The organism is Paenibacillus sp. J22P218 (assembly GCF_056269195.1).
Window position 1 is genome coordinate 417,596 of sequence record NZ_JBWDNL010000004.1, and the last position, 14,988, is coordinate 432,583.

The window sequence follows — 14,988 nt, forward strand, 5'->3', positions numbered from 1 at the left end:
AAATAGAAGAAGGTCGAGGGCTTCATAGGAAGCCCACGACCTTCTTTTTTATTTGAATATAGCGAATTTCAATTGCTTGCTCTTTAGATATTGTATGATTTCAGGAAGCGCTTCGACCGTTAGTTTCTTCTCGTGCATGACGTAGATGCCGCCTGACGGCGATTTTTGCTTGAAGTAGCTTAATATTTGTTTCTCCGTCTTCGCCTTCCAATCGACAGGATCGCGATTCCACATAAGCACCTTCATCTGCTCCTGCTTCGCAACCGCCTCTACTTCATCATTAATCGCACCGTATGGCGGACGGAACAGGTTAACGACTGTGTTCTCGCCCTCCGCCTTCGATTCAATCAGCTCGTTCACTCTTGCAATGCTATCGGCGTTCTCTTCAGCGGTACTCGCCGTGAAGTCGTTATGCGCCCAAGAGTGATTGCCTACAGCCATACCATTATCAACGGCATACGCCGCAGCTTCGGGATCATGCTTCACATTAACACCTACGAACAAGAACGTAGCCGCGATGTCATGCTCCTTCAATATATCGACAATCTGCTCCGTATACTCGGAAGGACCATCGTCGAACGTCAAGGCAACGTACCCTTTCGGAACGGAATAGGTATACTCCTCAGCGTCAGCTTCCAACACTTCGTAGCCGAGGGCAGCAGTTTCCGTCTTTGGCTCTACCGTTTCTGCAGGCGGCGTTTCTTGGGCTACAGGTTTCACTGTCGGAAGAACCGGCCTCGGTGTAGTTCTTATTAAGAGCTCATCGACAAACGGGAACGATTGTGCCGCATTGGCGCTTACCGTATCGCCGCTGTCCGGGCTTAGTGCATCAGCATGATTAGAGAACAAACCATTCTCCGTACGAGAAGCGAACAAGAAAAATAAGCAAACCACCATGGCGAGACGCAGCGCTGCCTTGCCAACGAACGGCGCCCATTTGCGCTTGCGAGGCTTTGGTTGAGGCGGCTGTATTTCTGTTGCTGCAGAAGCAGCCTTCTCCGGAACCGAATCACTCAGCCGCATTTGTTCCAACTGTACGGCATAGGACTCCGAGCAAGCGAAATACAGCGTTTCCCCGAAACGTTCATCCATCTTGATCAGCGAGCTATAATGCCGATTGCGGAACGGATCCCACTTGGCATATAAAGACATCCTCACTCTGTTCGCAGCAAGAGGATGGAGTGCGATTATTTCATTGTAGGTAAATTCATCGATGGCGATGACGTACCGAGCCGGCTCCTGATTGCGAGTGATGATGACCTCCATCTGAAAGCCGGTCCGTGTCTGCTCAATGGACGATAGCTCAATCATTTGGACTGTTTTAGTTTCCATAGCTGCTCCCGACTCTCATAACCGATCATTTATGTAGGAATGCGATACGTTATTCTATTAGTCGTTGCGATCGTTTTTGTTGTGGCTTAGAGGTACAGACATCCGGCTCGTAAAGTCGCTAATCATGTTGGACAAGTAAGCCTTCTCTTGGCGTACCGTATCATACTTCTGTTTCACATGCGCGTTCTCTACTTCCAGTCTGCCGATCCGCTCTTCCATCTCATTGATTTTTTTCATTTTCTCGGCATTAGCCTCGTTATGGGTCTGTGCAAGACTCGTATACTTCTGCTGTTCGAGGTCAATGACACTCTTAAGGTCATCGATTTCTGTCGACAAGGTGGATTGGAGCTCACGATAATCCTCGATGACTTGATCGACCTTCAAATTCTTCTCAATCAGCTTCTGCTCCAGATCCAGAATGCTCTTCTCGCGCTCTTCAATCACTTTGTTCAAGTTCTTCAGATCGCGGGTTAATCGTTCAATATTGCCGTTCGAGTGCGTCAACCGATCCTGCAGCTCGTAAATATTGATTTCCGCATGCTGGCGAGCTTGAATCATCTGCTCAACGGCAAATACGAGATCGAGCGACTTTTTGTCTAGATTAGACTTGCTGGCCGCGAATGGCATGGACGATAACGACTCCTCTGCTGCCGAGGCCAGCTCGGAATCGGCTAAGCCGCTGTCAGGCGCAGACTTTGGGACCAATGGTTCAGATCCAAGCTCCTGTTGTTGATCTTTTGCATCCTTTTTTTTGAAGAAGGGTGAAATCATTCTCTCATCATCACCTTGTCTAATTTATCTATTAAATTTGTCATTATCTGTCGAACTATATTGGATCTATTATAAAATAATTACAGACGCCATAAGCGAGACTTTGTACCTAACTTTACCAAATCGAACTAAAGGCCTAGTTTTCGAACGCAAACAAACCGTGACATTCGTCCAGGCGGACGAGTGCACGGCTCATAGGCGGCTGCTGTTAAATTAAGCTGTCAATCGATCAATCTGCTCGTATTTCGAGCAGCTCGTATTTAATGATGCCCATCGGCGCTGTTACCTCAATGATATCTCCGACTTTCTTGCCAATAAGCTCCTTGCCAAGCGGGCTTTCGTACGAAATTTTGTTATCTTCGACGTCCGCTTCCTCGCTGCCGACGATTTTGTATTCGATCCGTTCAGCGAACTCAATATCGTTAAGTACAGCAGTAAGGCCGATATTCACCTTCGACGTATCGAGGGTGGCAGCGTCTACAACGCGTACCTTCTTCAGCATTTTCGTCAGGATCGTAATACGCGTCTCCATGAACGCCTGATCTTCCTTGGCCGAATGGTATTCGCTGTTCTCCTTCAGATCGCCGTAGCTGATTGCCAGCTTAATACGGGCAGCCAACTCCTTGCGCTTCACGTATTTCAATTCATCCAATTCAGCTTCTATTTTCTCAAGCCCTTCTTGGGTCAATATAATTTCGTCATTCGACATTTGGACAACTCCCACTAGTAATATTTATATAGTTTAACCGATATTGGTCCAAAACAGAAATTTTCATTCTTGGTAATGATAGAAAGAAGCGTACCCGACCTTTCGGATACGCTCTCGCTTGTCGAGTATTAGGCTAAAACCGCCTCATTATCGTTGCTGCGCAGTTGCTTGCTTCTCAGTTGGCCGCAGGCTGCATCGATATCCGCGCCATGCTCTAGACGAACGCTGCAGTTGATACCCTGCTTCTTCAGCGTATCATAGAAGATTCGGATGGATTCCTGCTCGCTCCGCTGATACTGACTATGCTCATCAACCGGATTATACGGAATCAGATTCACCGTCGCCAGTTGCTTGCGATTGGCAACTAGCTCAGCCAGCTCAAGCGCATGCTCCTTCTTGTCGTTGACGTCCTTCAGCAATATATATTCCAGCGTGATTCTCCGCTTCGTTTTCTCCAAGTAATAATCGATCGCCTGCATCAGCTTCTCGATCGGTATCGCTTTGTTGATCTTCATAATTCTCGTGCGCAGCTCGTCGTTAGGCGCATGCAGCGACACGGCGAGATTAACTGGGATCTCAGTATCATCCGCGAACTCGTTAATTTTCTTCGCTAGCCCGCTCGTCGATACCGTAATATGTCTAGGTCCGATAGCCAGACCTTTATGGTCGGTCACAACGCGGATAAAGTCCGACATGTTCGTGTAATTATCGAACGGCTCGCCGATGCCCATAACGACAATATTGCTTACGCGCTCCCCAGCGCCTGCGCTATCCAGATGAAGCTGCACCTTCATGATCTGCTCCACGATTTCACCGCTCGACAGGTCGCGGCTCTTCGCAAGCAGACCGCTCGCGCAGAAGCTGCAGCCGATATTGCAGCCAACCTGCGTTGTCACGCAGACAGAGAGACCGAACTTATGACGCATCATAACCGTCTCAATCAAGTTGCCGTCCGTCAACCGAAACAAGAACTTGACCGTTCCGTCAGCCGACTGCTGCTTCACATGCTCGGTTAACGTCTGAATCGTGAAGTGCTCGGCAAGAAGCTCCGCACATAGCGAGTTCAGATCCGTCATCTCCGTAAATTGTGTTACCCGTCTGCGATATAAATAATCCCATACTTGCGCCGCTCTGCCCTTCTTATGTCCACGCTCTTGCAGCCACTCCGTCAGCTGCGCAAGCGTTAATCCGTAAATGGATGGTTTGCTCATTGGTTGCCCTCTTTTCAACGCTGTTTCCTCGTACGTCACATTTTCGCTATATCATATTGTCCCAAAATTTCGAACGGAACACAAGGAGGGATATATCACAGTTACCGGCCTGCAAAAAAGCCGCAGACGGATGTAGGCTTAACGCCCTTCCGTCTGCGGCACTTCATTTAACTAGTTGACCAATCAGCTATTGACGCGTATGTACGCCGTCACCGAACGCCCCAACGCTAGCAACGGTATAGACACCTTTGGCATCAAGAAGGAAGAAGAGGTCATACGGCTCAATCTCACCCGTGAAACCCTCCAAATCCATCTCGACATGATAAGGCGTCACTTGCTTCCCGTCCACGGTAACCGGCTTGTACTTCGTCACGGTCGGCTTGGACGCTTCATAACCAGACTCGCCTTCTGTTGCCGTTACGTGGGCGAACAAATATCCGCTCTCATCAATTGAAACATAAGACCATCCATAAATACCATACTCGCCGTACTCCGGGTCATTCGAATATTCGGACCAAGCGAACTGGAAATCAATCGTCTCTTCCGGGTTAATCAATTTGAAGAAATCCGCATACGATACCGCCGTACCCGTGCCCGTAAACACGTTCACTACCTTCTCCACTTGAAGCCCGTATTTTCTGCCATCAACCGAGCTTTTCTTCAAAAACTCGTCGCTGCCTTTGTACAAATCGGTCACTGGCGTATAGCTGAATGCTCTTAGCTCCGGATTAATCGCTTGCGCGTACTCGTTAAGGAACGTTGTGCGATGCGACTCATCAACCGCAGCAATCGTAGCGACCAGTTGTTCATTGCTTCCGTTAACGTTCGCAACCAACGTCTTGGTCATAAGCTCGAAAATATCCGCGCGCAGCAAATTCGCATTCGCGCTTTTCTCGCCAGCCAGCTTGATTCCTTTGGCAGACGCCTCAGCCAATGCCTTGTCATAGCTAACCTCCTCGTAACCGAGTACGCGCAGCAGGAAAGCTGCTGCCTGCTGGTAAGTAATCTTATTGTTAACGCCGAATTTGCCATTTCCAATGCCGGTAGTGACTTTATCGCTATATGCTTTCTCCACATCTTTGTAAGCCCAGTGCGTTGTTGGCACATCCGTGAATGTCGCCTTCGCCGGCGGCGTGAAAGCCTCATCCGACTTCGCGCCTAATCGGTTCAGAATGACGACCATTTGGGTCCGTGTCAGTTCACCGCTCTCATTCAAGTCACCGTTCGAGCCTTGAATCAAGCCTATCTCGCTCAATACTTGTCCATACGTCTTCGCAACTTCCTGCGCAAAGCCTACCGTACTCATCGATACAAGCATTGCAAGTATAACGGCTGCTATAAAACCTTTCTTCATTCGTCTGTTCCCTCCAGTTTGTAGGTTACAATCACCAACTTCCTTTATTCGCCATTTTTCAACAAATTCCTTCAAAAGTATATAACTTCAAAATAAAACGGATAGCCCTTGAGGACTATCCGTCTATTACTTTTGGTTAATCTTTCAATCAACACCTGTAGGAGAGCGAACCTTGAAACTTTCAACGAAAGAAATCGTACATACTCTGGTCTTATACATCGAAGGAGGCCGCATTATGACTGGCATCAGAATTGTTACCGATTCCACGACAGACTTGCCTAAGGAATTACTTCAACAGCACGGGGTGGAGGTCATTCCGCTGTCAGTTTATATAGATGGGGAAAGTTACGAAGATAACGTTACGATTTATCCGATAGATTTTATTCACAAAATGAAACAAGCTGTCGAGTTGCCAAAGACTTCGCAGCCTGCTGTAGGAGCATTTGTAGACCTATATGACCGGCTCGGGGCCGACGGCCATACGATCCTTTCTATTCATATGACCAGCGGCATGAGCGGAACGTATTCGACGGCCTGCGCAGCTGCAACGATGTCGGAAAGCAATGTCGTCGTTGTAGATTCGCAAATGATATCGCAAGCGCTTGGATTCCAAGTCATTGAAGCGGCGAAGATGGCTCACGCAGGAAGCACGATGGACGAAATTACAGCGAGGCTGCAAGGCATACTTGAAGGTACATCTTTATTCGTCGTCGTCGATACAGTCGAAAATCTGGTCAAAGGCGGGCGCATCGGCAAAGCAAAAGGCTGGATCAGCACCGTTCTCAGCATCAAACCGATTGCCATGCTTGATAAAGGCGTCTATACGCCTGTTGCCAAAGTTCGGACCACCACGCAAATTATTAAAAACCTAATCGAACGTTTCCAAACCGATACCGCAGGAAAAGAAGTGAAGGAGATCGGCATTTCCCATGCGGACAACCTTACCCTAGCCGAACGGCTGCGCGATGAGATTAGTCGCTTCACGGCAGCACCCATCCGTATTCAGCCCGCAACGCCGGTCATAACGACACATACAGGACCTGGCGCTATTGGCTTCATGTATTGCGTTGAATAAACTCGGACGTTACTTGCTATCATAACGAAAAAAAGTTTCGCTATTGCTCCAGGCCAGGTTGGCTCGTGAGCAAATAGCGAAACTTTTTTACTCTATTTATTCTCAAAGTGTGCGAGTTAGGCGGGTGGAGACGAATTGCTCGCGCAATAACGTAAATTCGTTACGTTATGGAAGCTAATACGTGTGCCCCAGGTGAAATAGCGAAAATTCGTTACGCTATTCCGCCCCCCGGTCAAGGCACACCGCCCTACAGCCACCAATGGTTATCGTACTCGTCCACGTTCTCCAGCGGGTTGCGGCTCCATTCGAATGCCGTCTCCTCGCCGTTCAGCAGCCATCGGCTTGGGCAGGTCGTTTCCATCCAGTCGAGCGGCTCGCCGGGCGGCAGCTCTTGGGATGCTAGGTCGAATGCGGCCCGCAGAGCCGCCTCCTGCTCCTCGGTCACGATGGCTGGATTAACGGAGACGAAGAGCGGCGTTCCGCTGCCTGCGAGCAAGTCGAGCCACTGCTTGTTCAGCTCCCATGGAACATCCTTCGTAATGCCGATGCAGTCGGCATCGTGACTATAGAAGGTATTGTGCTGGGCCATGCGGAACGCCATCGTATTGACGCCCATATAGCGCGTCCGCTCCCATGACTTGCCGCTCGTATCATCGCCAGTACGCTGGATTTCGAATAGGCCTGCAGCAAGATGACTGATCGTGTTGCAGCCGATTAACAGACTGCTGCCTAAAGCTTCAGCGATAGTCCGATAGAGGTCAAGCACGATTTCGGCTGTTGTTTTCGACCGGTCGCTGAACGTATTCGCAAGCGAGTTCACGTCCGACTTCATTCGGAACCCCCACTCTCCAAGCAGATCATAAGTAGAGAAATCATGCTTAATGAGCTCGAAGCCCCAATCCGACATATCCTTGATCGATTTCGCAATGAACTCGAGTACTCCCGGTACGGTTGGATCAAGCACGCTGTCCGTCTCGCTTGCCGAATACCTCACCCATTCCTTCGGCACATTCGGGTCAGACGACATCAACGGCCTGCACCAAATGCCTGGACGAACGCCGGTCTCCTTCATCGCTCGCGCAAGCCCCGCCATATCAGGGAACTTGTCGCTGCCCGTCCACGGCGCTCCCTTACAGCCTCCGCCGCCGCTTGCAAGCTGCCAGCCATCATCAATAACCATGAATGGACGGTTAGCTTCCGATGAAGCGAGCGAAGATATGAACGCCGAGTCCGCCAAGATCTGCTCATGCGAGCTATTGCCGTAAGCGTAATACCAGTTATTGCCCCCATATACCGGCTGAGACGGCAACACAGGCTGCAAGCACATCAACTGGCAGAAGCGCCGAGCGGCAGCAAAGGCTGATTCCCCCTCTTTTCCTTCGAACGCCAACAATGCAGCTACTTCCAGCCTTCTATTTCCGAGCACTACGCCGACTGCACCATTACGCACATCCGCTGTGAAGGTTACTCCCTCCTGATCGAGTTTCCAACTGCAAAATGCGCTCGGTCCTGTCCGTACGCCATAACCGTTCGTGACACTTCCGTTATTCGTCAAGAAGTACCATGGCATTACTCGCTCAGGCACTATGCCCCGCCATTCCAAATCCCCATAAGCCCGCTCCCAGTGATCGCCCAATACGAGCAGCTTGCCTTCTGCCCGCTTCGCCCAGCGGATCTTCACTGTAAGAACCGGTTCAACCGCCGACTCCAACCACAGATGCACCGGCGCCCCATCCGCTTGCGCCCCCGCAAGCTCCACGACAACCCGGTCTTTACTCCACTTGCCCGTTTCCAGCAGGGTCAGCTGCTTCCAGCCATGCTCCGTCTCTACCCGAATATCGATTGGTTGCTGCAAAATAGATAGTGACATATATTTTAATCCCCTCTCTTCTCATCCTTGTATGCCTTAATAGAAAACTCGATAATGAGAGTATAAAGGACTATCACTGCATTCGTTATCACCTATGAGGTCTTGCTGCTAGAAATAATGAACCAAATGGGACATGATAGAGAGATACAGCAAGAAAGGAGTTGCCAGCAATGACGAACAGAGCTGCCGCAGCGCTGAAGAGCCGTGCTTTTCCCAACTTAAAATCGGAGGTTTATCTGTATGGCATGCATACAGGCGTAACCGGCAAAGGCTGGTTATGCCAACGGCATCTTCACCACATGATGGTGGAGGTCAATCTCGTGCTGAGCGGGACTCAAACTGCCATTATGGATCATGCCGTCTACGATCAGCAGGCCGGCGATCTTCTCATCATACCGCCTATGAAGCCCCATCGGTACAAGTCGGATCGACAGGAGCCGCTGCATTATTTTGTTATGCATGTTCAAGTGTCCGATATGGCATTCATGCAGCTTATGAACAACTGCGAGCAGCTCCACTATCCGAAGGGGGATCCGCTTAACGAGAAGCTCCGACCGATCATCATGCAGCTTATCGAGCAGCTCCAAGAGGATGACTCGCACTCGCACATCGGGTTGTTCGCCAACGCGCTCTTGATGATGAGCCTGCTCGAGCGTCATATGAAGACCCAGCAGTCAGACAGCCCGCACTATTCCGAAGAAACATTGCCCGCACTTATTGCTCGTGAGATTGAGATGCTGATCGCATTCCGCCCTTCTGATAGCGAGGACCGGTTCGAAACCCGTGAACCGCTGCACAATTGGCTCGCTCAGATTGCAGAAAAGCTGCTTATCAGCCGCCGCCATTGTTACCGTGTATTCCAGCAAGCTTACCGTATGTCCCCGCGCGATTACTTGGCCGTGCTCAGACAGCAGGAAGCAATGCATTCGCTTGTGAACAGCGACGACTCCTTAGAGCAAATCGCCTATCGCATCGGGTTCGAAAATGTGCAAAGCTTCATTCGCCAATTCAGCAAATGGACAGGCATGACGCCAGGCAGCTTCCGCCGCTCAGAACGCGATTCGCTTCATTACTTGACTCCGCTCGAGCTGAAGCTGGAGCAATAATAAAAACCGCAGCGATAAGCTGCGGTCCGGTCGTCACTTCGATATATCGATAAATCCTTCGCCGAACACGTCGCGCACATCATGAATGGTGATGAACGCATTTTTGTCGGCGCTTTTGACGATTTTCTTGAGCGTGCTGAGCTCCTGCTTGCTAATCACAATATACAGAATCTCCTGCTTGTTCTTCGTGTAATAGCCCTGTCCGTGCATGATCGTGACGCCGCGGTCCATGACCGTTATGACTTGGTCGGCGATCTTCTGATGCTCCTTGGAGATGATCGTAACAGCCTTCTTCGGATTGACGCCCTCAATGATGAAGTCCATTACCTTCGTTCCAATATAGAGCATGATAATCGTCAGCATGAGCGCCTTCGCGCCAATGATGAAGAAGGAAGAGAATGCGACGATCAGATCGAAGAACAACAGCGCGTAGCTGATGTTCCAGTCCAAATATTTATTAGCGATTCGGGCCAAAATAGTCGTACCTGCCGTCGTGCCGCCCACCCTGATGATCATGCCGATGCCGATCCCGACAAACATGCCGCCGAAAATAGCGTTAACGACGATCTCATCCGATTCGATGCGCCAATGGTCCGTCAGGACGAGGAACAGGGAGTTGCTCGCGACGGCAATGATCGTATACAGAACGGCCGTGCGGTCAAGAAACCGATAACCGACGATCAACAGCAGACCGTTGATAACCAAGTTGACAATACCCGGCGACCATTCGAACAAGTAGTACAAAATTATCGTAATGCCCGTTACGCCGCCCTCTCCAAGCTCGTTCGGAATAACGAACAGATTAACGCCTAGAGCGAACAGGAACGCTCCGCCCACAATAATGAGTATATCTAGCAGCCTTTTCTTCATCACGTATCTCCTAAAATAGCCAGTTAACGAATAACCGTCTGCTCTTCCTTATCTTTATAATTCAATATGCTGTCTTCCAGCATCTCGTTAATATCGCCGTACTCTTTAATAATATGCAGCTCGCCCCAATTGCATAGCGAATCCAGAATCGGCTTCAAGCTCCAGCCGTACTCGCTAAGCTCATATTCCACCTTGGGCGGAACCTGATTATAGCTGATCCGGTTGACGATGCCGTCCTGCTCCAGCTCCCGCAATTGCTGGGTCAGCATTTTCTGCGTAATAGCGGGCATTAATCGTTTGAGATCGCTCGTACGCTTCGTCCCATGGGTTAGATGGCATAGAATGACGCATTTCCATTTCCCGCCGATCACCTCAAGCGTTGCTTCTACCGATATATTGTACCTTTTTGGAGCCATATCGTATTCCTCCTTGCCTCTATTTCCATAGGTACTTTTCAGTACCTATAGCACTTCGCGGTATCTATAGCACTTGAAAGTACGTACTATCCATCGCCGCGCGATTCATCCATAATAGCATTTACCGGCCGGTCATTACTACTGTGGAGGAAAAAACGTATGACAACGAATCAACGAAGAAGTACATTTGCGCTGCTTGCGTTAGCGATAAGCGCCTTCGCCATCGGAACGACAGAGTTCATCAGCGTGGGGCTGCTGCCTCTCATCGCCGACGACTTGCACATATCGATAACAACTGCGGGATTAACCGTATCGCTATACGCGCTAGGCGTTACGTTTGGCGCTCCGATTCTTACGTCGCTCACCGCCAAAGTATCTCGCAAGACGCTGCTGCTGGCGATTATGATCGTCTTCATCATCGGCAATACGCTGGCCTCGCTGGCGAGCGGCATTGCCGTCCTGCTCATCGGACGGCTCGTATCCGCTCTAGCCCACGGCATATTCATGTCGATCGGCTCAACTATCGCGGCTGATCTCGTGCCGGAGAATCGCAGAGCGAGCGCCATTGCCCTTATGTTCTCCGGGCTTACGGTCGCTACCGTCACCGGCGTACCGCTCGGCACTTGGATCGGCCAGCAGCTTGGCTGGCGCATGGCATTCGTCGCGATTGTTGCCATCGGCATCCTGTCGTTCATAGCCAATCTGATTCTCGTCCCTTCCGGCTTGCGCAAAGGAGCATCCACTACGATGCGCGATCAGATTAAAGTGATCACGAACGGAAGACTGCTGCTGGCCTTCGCCATTACGGCGCTCGGTTACGGGGGAACGTTTGTCGTCTTCACTTATTTATCCCCTTTGCTGCACGACATAACCGGATTCAGCGAGAAAACGATTGTCGTTCTCCTGCTTGTATACGGCATTGCGATTGCCATAGGCAACGTTATTGGAGGAAAGGCCGCCAACCGTAATCCTGTAAAAGCCCTGTTCTATATGTTCGCTATGCAAGCCGTTATATTGCTTATCCTAACGTTCACCGCGCCATTCAAGATGGCCGGCCTCCTGACGATTATCGCCATGGGCTTGCTGGCGTTCATGAACGTGCCGGGGCTGCAGCTCTATGTTGTGATGCTGGCTGAGCGTTATACGCCGAAGTCGGTCGATGTCGCCTCCGCCTTCAATATTGCCGCATTCAATGCAGGCATTGCGATCGGCTCCTATCTCGGCGGCGTCATTGCCGGGGGCATCGGCATCATTCATACCGCATGGATCGGTTCCATTATGGTCGCCGGCGCAGTCGTCCTAACCGGCTGGGTTCGTAAGCTCGAGGCAAAAGACTCGAAGCATGGAGAGAAGCTGCGCGCTTCCGCATAAATCATATAATTTGAGAGGATGTATTATTATGACTACAACAACTAACCCAATCACAAATCTGCAATCTACGACAACATTAAGCAACGGTGTTCGCATGCCTTGGTTCGGCCTTGGCGTATTCAAGGTAGAGGAAGGCGCCGAGCTCATCGAAGCTATCAAAGCAGCGGTGAAGCATGGCTACCGCAGCATCGATACGGCTGCCATCTACGAGAACGAAAGCGGAGTCGGACAAGGCATTCGCGAAGCGTTAAGCGAAAGCGGCGTGTCGCGCGACCAACTCTTCGTCACCTCCAAAGTATGGAATGCCGATCTGGGCTACGAGCAGACGCTCGCCGCGTTCGAGACGAGCCTCACCAAGCTCGGCCTCGACTATCTGGACCTCTACCTCATCCACTGGCCTGTCGCGGGCAAATACAAAGAAGCTTGGCGAGCGCTTGAGACGCTTTACAAGCAAGGAAGAGTAAAAGCAATCGGCGTCAGCAACTTCCAGATTCATCATCTGAAGGACTTAATGGAAACAGCCGAGATCACACCTATGATTAATCAAGTCGAACTGCACCCATTACTGACCCAGCAGGAGCTTCACAGCTTCTCCAAGGAGCAAGGCATTCAGCTAGAGGCTTGGTCACCGCTCATGCAAGGACAGCTGTTCGACCATCCCGTTCTGCAAGAGGTCGCCGCTAAGCATGGCAAGTCCGTCGCCCAAGTCATTCTCCGCTGGGATCTGCAGCGCGGCATCATCACGATACCGAAATCGACGAAAGAGCAACGCATAATCGAAAATGCGAATGTGTTCGACTTCGAGCTTACAAGCGGCGATATGGAACGAATCGAAGCCTTGAACGAGAACCGCCGTGTCGGCCCGGACCCGGACAACTTCGACTTCTAATGTCCTATGAATCAACAAATAAGGCTCGCCTCGGCTTGAGATTATTCAAGCCGGTGCGAGCCTTGTTTCATTATGATTGCTTAGTTTCTCAATTCATCAAGCAGACTCTTCATATCCGCATCCAAATTCAATACTCGCAAAATGATCGTCAACGCTTCCGCACGCGTAGAGAAAGCTCCAGGGGCGAAGGTATTAGCGTCTCGTCCTTCGAACAAGCCCGCGGCTGCTGCAGCTTTAATCGCATTCTCATTCCACGAGCCTGCAATGTCGTTAAAGGCAACGTCCTGTTGCTTTTCGATAGCATCAAGGTTAACGATGCGCACGATGATGGAAACCATCTCGGCGCGAGAAATGAATTGATTCGGCTTGAACGAGCCGTCCGTATAGCCGGTCAGAATCCCCTTGGAGGATAGCGCAAGAATGGCGTCTTTGGCCCAATGAGCCTGCACGTCATTCAAGGCTGGAGCGCTTCCGCCAGCGACTGCGTTCAGCTGGAACAGCCTGGCTGTAATCGCGGCGAATTCCGCACGCGTAATGCTGCCGTTCGGACGGAACGTTCCGTCATCATAGCCGCTAATAGCGCCTAGCTTTGCGAATAACGCTATATCCGATGCGGCCCAATGTCCACCGGCATCCGAGAACGCTCCGCTAGCCGGATTATTCTGATTCATTTCAATCCTTGCTTTCACATAGGCTTTCAGCTTCTCCGCGTCTACAACCGGGTTGAAAGGCGCAGCCGGCGTTACCGGCGGTTCAGGCTCGACCTCAGGCTCTACCGGCGGCTGCGTAGGCTTGCGCGGCGCAACCGTTACGGTGACCGTATAAGCTTGCGTTGTTCCATTTTCAGCATATACCGTATACGTAAGAGGCCCAGTGAAATCGTTGAGACTCGCATCGGAGGTCTGCATGCGGTTCCCGATCCATACCGTCGATTCGGCCGACGACGTGAACGTTGCGACTTGATTCGCCAATGCGCTGCCGTATGGCAATACGACGGATACCGTATGAGCAGACTCGTTCACCGTGCCGACAACGCCGTTCACGGCAAAGGTCAGCAGCTCTTTGCTCGAACTATCTTCAGCATTAGCTGTTTGAACATTAATAGTATAGTCTCTGTAATCACCTGCTTCATCGTACACCCGGTAAACAACGGAGCTCGAGAAATCAATATAATCGTAGGCTATTTCCCCGCTAATCTGCTGTAAGTCATCCACTCTCACGATGCTGCCCGTCGTCGTAAACGCAGGCACCAGACTGTAAAGGTCCGTTCCGAATGGCACTTTAAGCTGGACTGTATAGGCTTCGCTATCGATATAACCAATAGAACTCGTTGCCGGGAAGGCAAAGTAAGTCAAGTCTTTTGCCGTGCTCAGCTCCTGCTGCGTATTCACGGACACCGTGTAGTTCCTCGTGCTGCGATCGGCGGCCACAACGGTGTAGGTAACGGGCAAAGTAAAATCCTGCGCCGTCACATCGCTTGTTTGAACGTCGCCATTCACTTCTACTCGCACCCCTTCGGTTGCGAAGGAAGGCGTCAATTGCGTTACATCCGTTCCTTGCGGAACAGTCAGGTAGATCAAGAAGGCTTCTTCGTCAATAAAGCCGGTTATGGCCGGGTTGGATAGGCTAAAGGAAGTTATCGCCTTTAAGTTGCTCGGTCCTTCCGTTACCGTAACGGCATACGGCTGCTGGCTGCCGTCCTCGGCAACTACCGTCAATACTACCGGAGACGACGAATAGTCCGATCTTGTCTCCCCGCTCGTATGACTTATAACGGAGGCGCCCGGCGAAACTTCGAAATGCTCAAGCATGTTGTACGTGGCCGAGCGGAAAGGAACGATAACGCTGATCGTATGGCTGTCGTTATCGATCACTCCCTGATTGCCTTCCACCGAGAAGCTAAGAAACTTGTTCTCCGAACTCCCTGCCGCGAACATCATTTGCGGAAATATACTAATAAATACAACTAACACAAGCACGCTGGATAATAATTTTTGGAATCTGTTTAGCAAAA

General features: G+C 50.6%; 13 protein-coding genes. 4 read left to right on the top strand and 9 right to left on the bottom strand.

Annotated features, from left to right (window positions below; all coding sequences use genetic code 11):
* Positions 1 to 48 precede the first annotated feature (48 nt).
* From AC0YN0_RS19980 to AC0YN0_RS20000, 5 genes are all read right to left on the bottom strand, one after another.
* Entirely contained in the window at positions 49 to 1,332 is a 1,284-nt protein-coding gene (locus AC0YN0_RS19980; RefSeq protein ID WP_475822816.1) for a polysaccharide deacetylase family protein, read from the bottom strand.
* Between the two features lie 57 nt (positions 1,333 to 1,389).
* On the bottom strand, positions 1,390 to 2,037 hold the full coding sequence (locus AC0YN0_RS19985) for a hypothetical protein (protein ID WP_475822817.1): 648 nt from the start codon (positions 2,035 to 2,037) through the stop codon (positions 1,390 to 1,392).
* Positions 2,038 to 2,332: 295 nt separating this feature from the next.
* Positions 2,333 to 2,812 carry a transcription elongation factor GreA gene (greA, locus tag AC0YN0_RS19990; protein WP_475822818.1) on the bottom strand — a complete coding sequence of 160 codons (480 nt, stop codon included), beginning with the start codon at positions 2,810 to 2,812 and terminating at the stop codon, positions 2,333 to 2,335.
* A gap of 128 nt (positions 2,813 to 2,940) precedes the next feature.
* Complete coding sequence (gene rlmN / locus AC0YN0_RS19995) at positions 2,941 to 4,023, bottom strand: dual-specificity RNA methyltransferase RlmN (RefSeq protein WP_475822819.1); 1,083 nt, start codon at positions 4,021 to 4,023, stop codon at positions 2,941 to 2,943.
* A 187-nt stretch (positions 4,024 to 4,210) separates the two neighbouring features.
* Positions 4,211 to 5,377 (bottom strand): S-layer homology domain-containing protein, encoded by a 1,167-nt coding sequence (locus AC0YN0_RS20000; RefSeq protein ID WP_475822820.1) that lies wholly within the window; start codon positions 5,375 to 5,377, stop codon positions 4,211 to 4,213.
* Positions 5,378 to 5,612: 235 nt separating this feature from the next.
* Between AC0YN0_RS20000 and AC0YN0_RS20005 the strand changes: the two genes are divergently transcribed.
* Positions 5,613 to 6,452 carry a DegV family protein gene (locus AC0YN0_RS20005; RefSeq protein WP_475822821.1) on the top strand — a complete coding sequence of 280 codons (840 nt, stop codon included), beginning with the start codon at positions 5,613 to 5,615 and terminating at the stop codon, positions 6,450 to 6,452.
* A 247-nt stretch (positions 6,453 to 6,699) separates the two neighbouring features.
* On the opposite strand, the gene AC0YN0_RS20010 is transcribed toward AC0YN0_RS20005, so the two are convergent.
* On the bottom strand, positions 6,700 to 8,322 hold the full coding sequence (locus tag AC0YN0_RS20010) for an alpha-amylase family protein (protein WP_475822822.1): 1,623 nt from the start codon (positions 8,320 to 8,322) through the stop codon (positions 6,700 to 6,702).
* 170 nt (positions 8,323 to 8,492) lie between these two features.
* Between AC0YN0_RS20010 and AC0YN0_RS20015 the strand changes: the two genes are divergently transcribed.
* Positions 8,493 to 9,428 carry a helix-turn-helix domain-containing protein gene (locus AC0YN0_RS20015; RefSeq protein ID WP_475822823.1) on the top strand — a complete coding sequence of 312 codons (936 nt, stop codon included), beginning with the start codon at positions 8,493 to 8,495 and terminating at the stop codon, positions 9,426 to 9,428.
* A 33-nt stretch (positions 9,429 to 9,461) separates the two neighbouring features.
* Here the strand turns inward: AC0YN0_RS20015 and AC0YN0_RS20020 are convergent, their stop codons facing one another.
* Positions 9,462 to 10,298, bottom strand: coding sequence for a YitT family protein (locus AC0YN0_RS20020; RefSeq protein ID WP_442051967.1), 837 nt, complete (start codon positions 10,296 to 10,298; stop codon positions 9,462 to 9,464).
* Positions 10,299 to 10,321: 23 nt separating this feature from the next.
* Positions 10,322 to 10,714 (bottom strand): winged helix-turn-helix transcriptional regulator, encoded by a 393-nt coding sequence (locus AC0YN0_RS20025; protein WP_337100692.1) that lies wholly within the window; start codon positions 10,712 to 10,714, stop codon positions 10,322 to 10,324.
* 159 nt (positions 10,715 to 10,873) lie between these two features.
* On the opposite strand from AC0YN0_RS20025, the gene AC0YN0_RS20030 reads away from it, so the two are divergent.
* Both AC0YN0_RS20030 and AC0YN0_RS20035 read left to right on the top strand, forming a co-directional pair.
* Positions 10,874 to 12,085, top strand: coding sequence for an MFS transporter (locus tag AC0YN0_RS20030; protein WP_475822824.1), 1,212 nt, complete (start codon positions 10,874 to 10,876; stop codon positions 12,083 to 12,085).
* A 28-nt stretch (positions 12,086 to 12,113) separates the two neighbouring features.
* Positions 12,114 to 12,974, top strand: coding sequence for an aldo/keto reductase (locus tag AC0YN0_RS20035; RefSeq protein WP_475822825.1), 861 nt, complete (start codon positions 12,114 to 12,116; stop codon positions 12,972 to 12,974).
* An 80-nt stretch (positions 12,975 to 13,054) separates the two neighbouring features.
* On the opposite strand, the gene AC0YN0_RS20040 is transcribed toward AC0YN0_RS20035, so the two are convergent.
* Positions 13,055 to 14,986 (bottom strand): S-layer homology domain-containing protein, encoded by a 1,932-nt coding sequence (locus AC0YN0_RS20040; protein ID WP_475822826.1) that lies wholly within the window; start codon positions 14,984 to 14,986, stop codon positions 13,055 to 13,057.
* Positions 14,987 to 14,988: the final 2 nt, after the last annotated feature.

Coding starts and splice junctions, on each gene's coding strand:
- AC0YN0_RS19980 (WP_475822816.1), bottom strand. CDS start 1,332: ATGGAAACTAAAACAGTCCAAATGATTGAGCTATCGTCCATTGAGCAG.
- greA (WP_475822818.1), bottom strand. CDS start 2,812: ATGTCGAATGACGAAATTATATTGACCCAAGAAGGGCTTGAGAAAATA.
- rlmN (WP_475822819.1), bottom strand. CDS start 4,023: ATGAGCAAACCATCCATTTACGGATTAACGCTTGCGCAGCTGACGGAG.
- AC0YN0_RS20000 (WP_475822820.1), bottom strand. CDS start 5,377: ATGAAGAAAGGTTTTATAGCAGCCGTTATACTTGCAATGCTTGTATCG.
- AC0YN0_RS20005 (WP_475822821.1), top strand. CDS start 5,613: ATGACTGGCATCAGAATTGTTACCGATTCCACGACAGACTTGCCTAAG.
- AC0YN0_RS20010 (WP_475822822.1), bottom strand. CDS start 8,322: ATGTCACTATCTATTTTGCAGCAACCAATCGATATTCGGGTAGAGACG.
- AC0YN0_RS20015 (WP_475822823.1), top strand. CDS start 8,493: ATGACGAACAGAGCTGCCGCAGCGCTGAAGAGCCGTGCTTTTCCCAAC.
- AC0YN0_RS20020 (WP_442051967.1), bottom strand. CDS start 10,298: ATGAAGAAAAGGCTGCTAGATATACTCATTATTGTGGGCGGAGCGTTC.
- AC0YN0_RS20025 (WP_337100692.1), bottom strand. CDS start 10,714: ATGGCTCCAAAAAGGTACAATATATCGGTAGAAGCAACGCTTGAGGTG.
- AC0YN0_RS20030 (WP_475822824.1), top strand. CDS start 10,874: ATGACAACGAATCAACGAAGAAGTACATTTGCGCTGCTTGCGTTAGCG.
- AC0YN0_RS20035 (WP_475822825.1), top strand. CDS start 12,114: ATGACTACAACAACTAACCCAATCACAAATCTGCAATCTACGACAACA.